Here is an 8,155-nt window from a genome sequence, read left to right on the forward strand (position 1 = left end):
CGATCGCCGCTGTCACCCGACGGGCGGCGGTCGGCACAATTCGCGGCATGTTCCAACACCCGAACGGCCGGGCCACCGAACCGGGCACCCGCAACGAGGAGCCTTATCCGCTCTTCTGCGGTGACGACGTCGATTTCGTGATCGGCGGTCAGGGCCGCATGAGGGCGCGGGTTCCGGCGGTCGGCATGAGGGCGCGGGTCCGTGAGCTCTGGCGGTCCGCATGACGAAGCGGCCCGGCTCCGCGACCACTGACCGGTCGCGTGACGAACCGCCTCTGGGGCGCGCGACGCGCCGGACGGCAGACCGTGACTTCGGCCTGCTCTGGGCCGGGCAGTCGTTGTCGCTGTTCGGAGACCAGTTCATGACGCTGGCGCTGCCGCTGCTGGCCGTGACCGTCCTGGGCGCTTCCCCGGCGCAGGCCGCGTTGCTGCCGTTCGCGCTGTTCGTCCCCTTCCTCCCGCTCGGCCTGCCGGCCGGGGCCATCGTCGATCGGCTGCCCCGCCGTACCGTCATGCTGGTCTGCGACGGCGTGCAGGTGCTGGCGTTCGGCGCGATCTGGGTGCTGGCCGTTCTGGGCGGGCTGACGTTTCCGGTGCTGTTCGCGCTGATCCTGGTGAGCGGGTGCGCGGTGGTGTTCTTCCAGGTCGCGTACACCTCCTACCTGCCCAGCCTGTACGGCGAGGCGGAGGCGCTGCATCGCGGCAACACGCGGCTGGCCCTGTCGGAGTCGGCGGCCAAGGCGCTGGGCCCGATGGCGGCCGGGCCGGTCATCGCGGCGCTCGGCCTGGTCGGGGCGATCGCCGCCAACATGGTCAGCTTCGCGGCGTCACTCACCTCGCTGGCGCTGATCCGCCACCGCGAGAAGGGCACCACCGAACTGGGCGCCACCGCGCCGGAGACCGCGCCTGGATCGGCCACCACCGCTCCAGGCACCGGGCGGGAGCCCGGCTGGATGCGGCGCGACATCGCCGAGGGGCTGCGGTTCGCGCTCCGGCACCCGATCCTCCGGCCCGTCCTGGCGTGCGGCACGGCCTATGTCCTGGCACTGTCCATGGTCGAGACGAGCCTGGTGCTCTACTGCCGCAACGTCCTCGGCCTGTCCCCCGGCTGGATCGGCGTGGTGATCGGTGCCGCCGCGGCGGGCTACCCGATCGGGAACCTCCTGTCGACCCGGCTGATCCGCCGTCTCGGCTCGCCGCGCACACTCGTACTGGCCGCGTCGGTGTCCGTGCTGGGCATCGTCGCCATGCCCGCGCTCGGCTCCCTGGGCGGGACACCCGGCGCGATCGGGCTGGTCGCGGGGAGCATCGTGCACTGCGTCGGCGAGGGCGCCTTCAGCCCCACTTCGCTCACGATGCGTCAGGTCCTCACCCCGGAATCCCTGTTGGGCCGGGTCGGTTCGGTGCAGCGATTCCTCCTGTGGGGGGCCATCGCGCTGGGCAGTCTGCTTGCCGCCGCGGTGACCGCTCTGGGCGGACTCGCCGCCGCGGTGTGGATCGGCGCGCTGGGCACCGTACTCTGCCTGCCCGCCCTGCTCCAGCGCGGCATCCGCGCGGCGATGACGTCGCCGGCGAAGGCTCGGCTATGACGGCGGCATGGCGTCGCGGACCAGCAGGGCCGCCTGTACGCGGTTCGCGCACTTCAGCTTGGCGAACATGCGGCTCACATAAGTCTTGACCGTCGCCTCGCTCATGTGAACCCGCCTGCCGACCTCGGCATTGGACAACCCCTCGGCCACCAGGGCGAGGATGTCCGACTCGCGAGCGGAGAGGACGGCCAGCCGCCGGACGGCTTCGCGCCTGCGTTCGTCCGCGCCGGGCGAGACCATGTCGATCACCTGCCTGGTCACCGCCGGGGACAGGTACGCCTCCCCCGCGTGGACGGCGCGCACCGCACGGATCAGCTCGTCCGGCGTGCAGTTTTTCAGGAGGAATCCGGAAACGCCCCGCTGAAGCGCCAGCCGTACGTTCTCGTCGTCGCCGAAGGCGGTGAGCATCACCACGCGCGGTCCGTCCAGTTGCGCGGCGGCGGCCAGGCCGTCCAACACCGGCATCGTGATGTCGAGGAGGGCCACGTCGACGCGGTGGCGGCGAGCGAGTTCCACAGCCTCGCGCCCGTTCCGCGCGCCGGCCACCACCTCGATGTCACCGGCCGATTCCAGGACGGTCCGGATACCCGTGGTGATGAGCGGCTCGTCGTCGGCGATCAGTACTCTGATCACGCGACGGCCTCCAGCGCGACGGGGAGCATCGCGACCAGCCGGAACGTGTGCGGCTCGTCGTGGACGCGCAGCAACCCGCCCGCCGAGCTGACGCGTTCGGCCAGCCCGGTGAGCCCGGTGCCACCCGTGGAGATCGTCGGCGCGCTGCCACGAGCCGGGCTGTCGACGCCGAGCAGCAGGGCGTCGGGCTGCCAGTCGAGTGAGACGGTGACCGGCGAGCCGGGGGCGTGCTTGGCGGCGTTGGTCAGGCCCTCCTGGACGACCCGGTAGGCGGCGTGGCCCGCGCCCGCGCCGCCCAGCGGGACGGCCTTGCCGGAGCGTTCGAGCCGCACGGCGACACCGGCCCGCCTGAACTCCGCGACCAACGTCTCAATCCCCTCCAATCCGGGCGGATCATCTCCCTCCGGCCCGGGCGGGTCGTCGCCACGCAGGCGGCCCACCGCCACGTGCAACTCATCCATGGCCGCCCGCGCGGCGCGCGCGAGGTCGCGTACTCCCTGCCGCTGATGCGCCGGCAGCACGGCCACCTCCAGCGCCGCCGCCTGCACCGACACCAGGCTGAGCGCCTGTCCCAGGGAGTCGTGCATGTCCCGCGCGATGCGCAACCGCTCGCGCAGGCGCTCCTGCTCGGCGACGAGCTCCCGCTCGCGGCGCTGGTGCTCGTCCTGCCGGGTCAGGTAGCGGCCGGCCAGCACGGGCAGGACCACCAGCACCACGGCCCGCGCCAGGACGAGCCACGGCTCGGGTGGCATCATGGCGCGGTGCGCGATCATGAGCAGCAGACCCACGTAGGCGACGGTCGCCCCGATCGTCAGGGCCTCCTCCCCGCGTGACCGCATGCGGCGTCCGGCCTGGTAGCTCGTACAGGCCAGAAGGACCAGCGACGCGCCGGACACCACCGCCATCGGCACGGCGACCACGAACGCCCCGAACGGCAGCCGGGCGCCCAGCGTCATGACGAGCGCCGTCAGCACGGCGTACCCGGCGAGCCCCCAGCCGACCGTCCCGTCCAGCCACAGCAGCACCGTGTCGGCGATCACCACCAGGGCGACGACAGCGAACCTGGACATGCGCGCCACTCTACTGATCCCTCAACTCCGACGACCTTCGCCTACACAAGCGACAACTTTCGCCGACAGCCCGTACGAGGGCGGCGACCCTAGCGTGGAGACATGATCCAAACCCTCCTCGCGCTGGCCGTCATGGCTCCATCCCTTCCGGCCCAGGCGCCGCCGCAGACCCTCCAGTGGCAACCGTGTCCAGGAGAGGGGACCTCCGAGATGGTCTGCGCGGACCTTTCCGTCGCCTTGTCGCCGCGGAGCGACAGGAAGATCATCCTGAAGGTGGGCCGCCTGCCCGCCACCGGCACCGCTGCCAAGAAGGGGTCGGTTCTGGTCAACTTCGGCGGTCCGCAGGGCGGCCAGATCGCGCTCATGCGTTCCCGCCCGGAGATCTTCGCCAAGCTCCGCGCCTCGATGGACATCGTCACGTGGGACCCGCGCGGCTATCCCGGGCTCGGCAGCCCGGTCCTGCAGTGTGACTGGAGCGTGCTGCGTACCCCGCCGTTCCCCACCGACCAGGCCGGTTTCGAGCGCCTCATCGCCGAGAACCGCGCCAGGGGCGCCAAGTGCCGCGACACCGATCCCCCGTTGTTCGACCACATGGACTCCGCAAGCGACGCCCGCGACGCCGAGGCCGTGCGGGTGGCACTCGGCGAGAAGCGGATGAACTTCATCGGCACCTCCTACGGAGGCACGATCGCGCAGGCGTACGCCAGGCTGTTCCCGAACAGGGTACGCACGATGTACATCGACGGCACCGGCAACCACGCCGCCCGCGACTGGGATCGGGAGCTCGATGCCATCGCCCGTGACAACGAGCGCTTCATGAAGCGGTTCCTCGACTGGGCGGAGCCCGGTACGGAGCGCCGCTGGCGGGCGCTGGTCGCCAAGGCGGACAAGGAGCCGATCCCGGCTCCCCAGGTGAACGCCCGCTATGACGGGACGCAGTTGCAGGCCCTCCTGGCCCAGAAGATCAAGAGGGGCCCCGCCCAGTGGGACGCGGTCGCGGCGGCCATCAAGGCGGCCGAGGGCGGCGACGCGTCCGGGTTCGCCGGTTCGAGCCGCTATCCGTACCCCGGCGTACCGGGCGGCGGCGTCAAGGAATGCCTCGACTTCCCGAGGGCCACCAGCCAGGAGCAGGTGATGAACACGGTCGAGCGGTTGCGCCGGATCGCGCCCAACACCGGCGCCGCGTTCCCGCTCGCGTGGCACGCGCAACTCACCTGCGCGGGCTGGCCCGCCCCGACCGCCAACCCGCCGAAACCGCTGCCCAGGAAACTGCCGCCGATCCTGGGAGCGGGCACCTGGCAGGACTACGCGGCCACGAAGCGGGTCGTGGACCAGGTTCCCGGCAGCCGGACCATCGGCTTCGACGGTCCCGGCCACAACCTCTTCGCGGCGATGGCCAATCCGTGCGTCATCGACCATGTCAGCCGGTACATCATCACCCGCCGACTCCCATCGCGCGGGGTGAAGTGCGCGCCTCCGGCCTCCAGCGTTCAACAAGAGGCCACAAGAGAGTCGAACAATAGTCAGTAAAGTTCCTGCGTGTCCCTTTATGGTGTCGGTCAGCACTGATCCACCGAAAGGTACGCGGAAGAACATGCGGGTCGCTCACATACTGTTCGCGACGTTGACAGCGTCGGTCCTGTTCGCCCTCCCAGCCCAGGCGGCCGACCGGCCGTCGCGACTGCCGGCGGAGGTGAACGGCGGAGCCTGGCCGTCGGGCCACGTACAGGGGATCGCGATCGACCAGAAGAAGGGGTTCATGTACTTCTCCTTCACCAACCTCCTGGTCAAGACCGACCTCGCTGGCAAGCCGGTCGGCTCCGTCACCGGCTTCACCGGCCACCTGGGCGACCTCGACTTCAACAGCCGTGACGGCCGCGTGTACGGCTCCCTGGAGTACAAGGCCGCCAAGTCGTTCTACATCGCCATCTTCGACGTGGACCGCATCACCAGCCTCGACATGAACGCCGAGACCTCCGATGTGGTCACGGCCGTCTACCTCAAGGACGTGGTGGACGACTACAGCGCCGACATGAACGGCGACGGCGTCTTCGACGGCGACACGGCCAAGACGCCGGACCACCGCTACGGCTGCAGCGGCATCGACGGCGTCGCCTTCGGCCCCGCGTTCGGCAAGCGCGGCGGCGGCGACAAGCTGACCGTCGCGTACGGCATCTACGCCAACGCCGACCGCCAGGACAACGACTACCAGGTCATCCTGCAGTACGACATCAAGCAGTGGCGCCAGTACGAACGCCCGCTCACCCAGACCGACCCGCACACCTCGGGCCCCGACAAGTCCGACGGCAAGTACTTCGTCCGCACCGGCAACACCACCTACGGCGTGCAGAACCTGGAGTACGACGGCCACACCGGCAACTGGTTCATGGCGGCGTACAAGGGCATCAAGCCGCAGTTCCCGAACTACTCCTTCTTCATGATCGACGGCGCCAAGCCCGCTGTGATCAAGCCCATCGAAGGCCAGCCGCAGCCCGAGCGCGGCAAGACGCTCTCTCTGGTCGAGCGGGGTCTCCATGACCAGGCGACCGGCATCTGGGGCTGGGAATTCGGCGGCCAGTACGGCCTGGCCTCGCTGGACGACGGCCGTTACTACGTCGCCCAGCAGGGCACGGTCGTGGAAGACGGGGTGACCAAGCAGACCGGCCTCGCCCAGCTCCACCGCTGGACCGGCAAGGCACCGGCACCCTTCGAGCGGGTCCAGTAGCGGTCGCCTGGCTGGACCGTCTCCTGACAGGGGTCCAGGGGAAGCGCGGGTGGCGATCATCCCGATGATCACCACCCGCGGCGGTCAGGCGTCGCCTCCATCTGGCGTGGTGAAGTACGGGTGCTGCCGCAGGAACGCCGGCGACGCGTGCGCTGCTAGCCGCTGTCGCCGAGGGTCCACGGCAGTGGGTTGATCGCGGTGCGGCGCACCAGGGTCATGGGAGTCTCCTCGCAGGCTGGTCCGAGGGGTAGTCCACGTACGCGAACGCCGATCCGTCCGGCGCCCAGCTGGGCACGTTGATCGTGCCCTGCCCGCCGTCGAGCGCGACCAGCGTGGTCGGCTCCTGCCAGGCGCCGACCGACACCAGCCGCAGCTCGACCGGCAGGTCGGCGGGGTGCCCGGTGGTGCCCGGCGGGTAGCTGAGGTAGACCGCGACGTCGCCGGTCGGGGCGACATGCGGGAACCAGTTCACGCGCTCGTCGAAGGTCAGCTGCGCCAACTCGGTCCCGTCCGGCCGTACGCGGGCGAGTTGGGCGTGTCCGGGGGTGGTGGAGAACTGTTCGGTGTTGAACACGATCCACTCGCCGTCCGGCGTCCACTCGCATCCGTCCGCGGGGCCCGGGTCGGTCGTGACGGCGACATCTCCCCGCCCGTCGACGCCGACGGTGTGGATGGTCGCCGACGCCCACCAGTTGTCCCCCTCCGGGGTCAGGCGAACGTAGCCCAGCCGTTGCCCGTCGGGGCTGACGCCGTGCAGAAAGTGCATCCCGCCGTCATCGGCGGTGACGCGACGCGCCGTACCTCCGGTGAGGGGGACCTGCCAGATGTGCCAGTCGTTCGCCGACGCGAACACGGTCACCCCGTCGGGGGCGAGGACGTGGTCGTTGTTGACGTCCGGCAGCCCTTCCGCGGGGATTTCCCGGGGAGGCTCGGAGCCGTCGACGGGCAGGAGCCAGAGTTTCCCGTCGCCGTTGACCAGCAGCCGGCCGTCGTGCGTCCAGTTCGGCGCCTCGTAGAGGCGATCGCGCGACTCGGACACCGTACGCACGGCTCCGGTGTGGCGATCCCAGACACGGATCCGGGCACGCTGCCCGGGCCGCAACCGCCGTTGCGGCACCTTCTGCTGCCCGCTCTCTTGCTGCCCGCTCTCTTGCCGATCGCTCACTTGCCGTCTCCGTCCTGGTCGCTCACTTGCCCGCTCCTTCAGCCAGGTAGGCGCGAATGCCTTCGACAATGAGGTCATGGTCCTCCTGCGAGGACAGCCCGGAGGCGGTGGCTGTCGCGACGACCCCGGCTTCTCGAACCCGAATGGGGAACGATCCGCCGGTCACCGCGTATTCGACACCCAGCCATCCGGCCGCGACCGGATTCGCTCCCATGGCGGACAGGCGGGCGTCCACGAGCGCGCTGCTGGCCTCCATGCGCAGGACGACGGCGGCCTTGCGGGCGATCCAGGTGTCCTGGTCGGGGGTGATCCCCGGCAGAGCGGCGCGGAAGAGGATCAGGCCGGGCCGGCGGATGTCGATACCCACCTTGTGGCCGGCTTCCTGCCCTTGTGGCCGACTTCCTGAGCGATCGCGGCGATTCGGGTGCCCAGTCGCCAGGCGTGCGCGTGGTCGAACGCGTCGAAGACCAGTTCCTCGCTTCCTCAGAGGAACTCGTCTCCTCAGAGGAGAAGGCCGAGGAGTAAGGCGTTCCACCGCGCGTTCGCCTGCCGGGCATTCCATCGGTCACTTTCGTCGACGATCCGCATGTTCGGCTCGTTTCGGGTGCGTCTGATAAATCGCTGGCCGCCCGCCTGGCACAGTTCGTAGAAGGGACTGCCGCACTCGCAGGTCCACGCGACGACACGCACGTCTCGACCGTGGTCACGCGGCGCGCTCCACGTCAGTCGCTCGGCATGCGACTGTGCGGGGGACGGGTGCGGGCTGATGCAGTGAGGCGGAAACCAAGCTTGATCAATTGTCCAGGACACTCCGGTGCACCTCATTTCGTGCCCTCACGTTCTCGCCGCACCGGCGGACGTGCCGCTCTTGGTGGACATCGTGAGGTGGGCCGTCGGCGAGGTTCCTGATGCACAGGTCCTTTTCCGACGGCCTCCTCCCGAACCCGCCGTGCAGCTTTCACTGCGACGGGCTC

General features: G+C 70.0%; 9 protein-coding genes. 5 read left to right on the top strand and 4 right to left on the bottom strand.

Features of this window, described 5'->3' with window-relative positions; all coding sequences use genetic code 11:
• Positions 1–47: 47 nt before the first annotated feature.
• Positions 48–224 (top strand): hypothetical protein, encoded by a 177-nt coding sequence (locus tag ACIBO2_RS58485; RefSeq protein ID WP_358549131.1) that lies wholly within the window; start codon positions 48–50, stop codon positions 222–224.
• Positions 221–1,588, top strand: coding sequence for an MFS transporter (locus tag ACIBO2_RS58490; RefSeq protein ID WP_397305331.1), 1,368 nt, complete (start codon positions 221–223; stop codon positions 1,586–1,588). Before ACIBO2_RS58485 ends, ACIBO2_RS58490 begins: the two co-directional genes overlap by 4 nt.
• On the opposite strand, the gene ACIBO2_RS58495 is transcribed toward ACIBO2_RS58490, so the two are convergent.
• Positions 1,583–2,221, bottom strand: a complete 639-nt coding sequence (locus ACIBO2_RS58495; protein ID WP_358549137.1) for a response regulator transcription factor — start codon at positions 2,219–2,221, stop codon at positions 1,583–1,585. The two genes, ACIBO2_RS58490 and ACIBO2_RS58495, sit on opposite strands and share 6 nt — an antisense overlap.
• Positions 2,218–3,291, bottom strand: coding sequence for a sensor histidine kinase (locus ACIBO2_RS58500; protein ID WP_397305332.1), 1,074 nt, complete (start codon positions 3,289–3,291; stop codon positions 2,218–2,220). Before ACIBO2_RS58500 ends, ACIBO2_RS58495 begins: the two co-directional genes overlap by 4 nt.
• Before the next feature lie 102 nt (positions 3,292–3,393).
• Between ACIBO2_RS58500 and ACIBO2_RS58505 the strand changes: the two genes are divergently transcribed.
• Together ACIBO2_RS58505 and ACIBO2_RS58510 are read left to right on the top strand one after the other, a co-directional pair.
• A complete protein-coding gene (locus ACIBO2_RS58505) occupies positions 3,394–4,821 on the top strand; it encodes an alpha/beta fold hydrolase (protein ID WP_358549143.1) in 1,428 nt (475 codons plus the stop codon).
• A gap of 94 nt (positions 4,822–4,915) precedes the next feature.
• Positions 4,916–6,016: a hypothetical protein gene (locus tag ACIBO2_RS58510; RefSeq protein WP_358549146.1), complete on the top strand. Its 1,101-nt coding sequence runs from the start codon at positions 4,916–4,918 to the stop codon at positions 6,014–6,016.
• 214 nt (positions 6,017–6,230) lie between these two features.
• Here ACIBO2_RS58510 and ACIBO2_RS58515 read toward each other — a convergent pair whose 3' ends face one another.
• Together ACIBO2_RS58515 and ACIBO2_RS58520 are read right to left on the bottom strand one after the other, a co-directional pair.
• Positions 6,231–7,181, bottom strand: coding sequence for a TolB family protein (locus tag ACIBO2_RS58515; protein ID WP_397305334.1), 951 nt, complete (start codon positions 7,179–7,181; stop codon positions 6,231–6,233).
• A gap of 22 nt (positions 7,182–7,203) precedes the next feature.
• On the bottom strand, positions 7,204–7,620 hold the full coding sequence (locus tag ACIBO2_RS58520) for a heme-binding protein (RefSeq protein WP_358549307.1): 417 nt from the start codon (positions 7,618–7,620) through the stop codon (positions 7,204–7,206).
• Here ACIBO2_RS58520 and ACIBO2_RS58525 point away from each other — a divergent pair.
• Positions 7,572–7,706: a hypothetical protein gene (locus tag ACIBO2_RS58525; RefSeq protein ID WP_358549314.1), complete on the top strand. Its 135-nt coding sequence runs from the start codon at positions 7,572–7,574 to the stop codon at positions 7,704–7,706. The genes ACIBO2_RS58520 and ACIBO2_RS58525 overlap by 49 nt on opposite strands.
• Positions 7,707–8,155 lie beyond the last annotated feature (449 nt).

The sequence above is a fragment of the Nonomuraea sp. NPDC050022 genome, from assembly GCF_044460705.1.
Taxonomy (GTDB): domain Bacteria; phylum Actinomycetota; class Actinomycetes; order Streptosporangiales; family Streptosporangiaceae; genus Nonomuraea.

Excerpts from the sequence above, each read along its gene's own strand:
- ACIBO2_RS58490 (WP_397305331.1), top strand. The coding sequence starts at position 221 with ATGACGAAGCGGCCCGGCTCCGCGACCACTGACCGGTCGCGTGACGAA.
- ACIBO2_RS58505 (WP_358549143.1), top strand. The coding sequence starts at position 3,394 with ATGATCCAAACCCTCCTCGCGCTGGCCGTCATGGCTCCATCCCTTCCG.
- ACIBO2_RS58485 (WP_358549131.1), top strand. The coding sequence starts at position 48 with ATGTTCCAACACCCGAACGGCCGGGCCACCGAACCGGGCACCCGCAAC.
- ACIBO2_RS58500 (WP_397305332.1), bottom strand. The coding sequence starts at position 3,291 with ATGTCCAGGTTCGCTGTCGTCGCCCTGGTGGTGATCGCCGACACGGTG.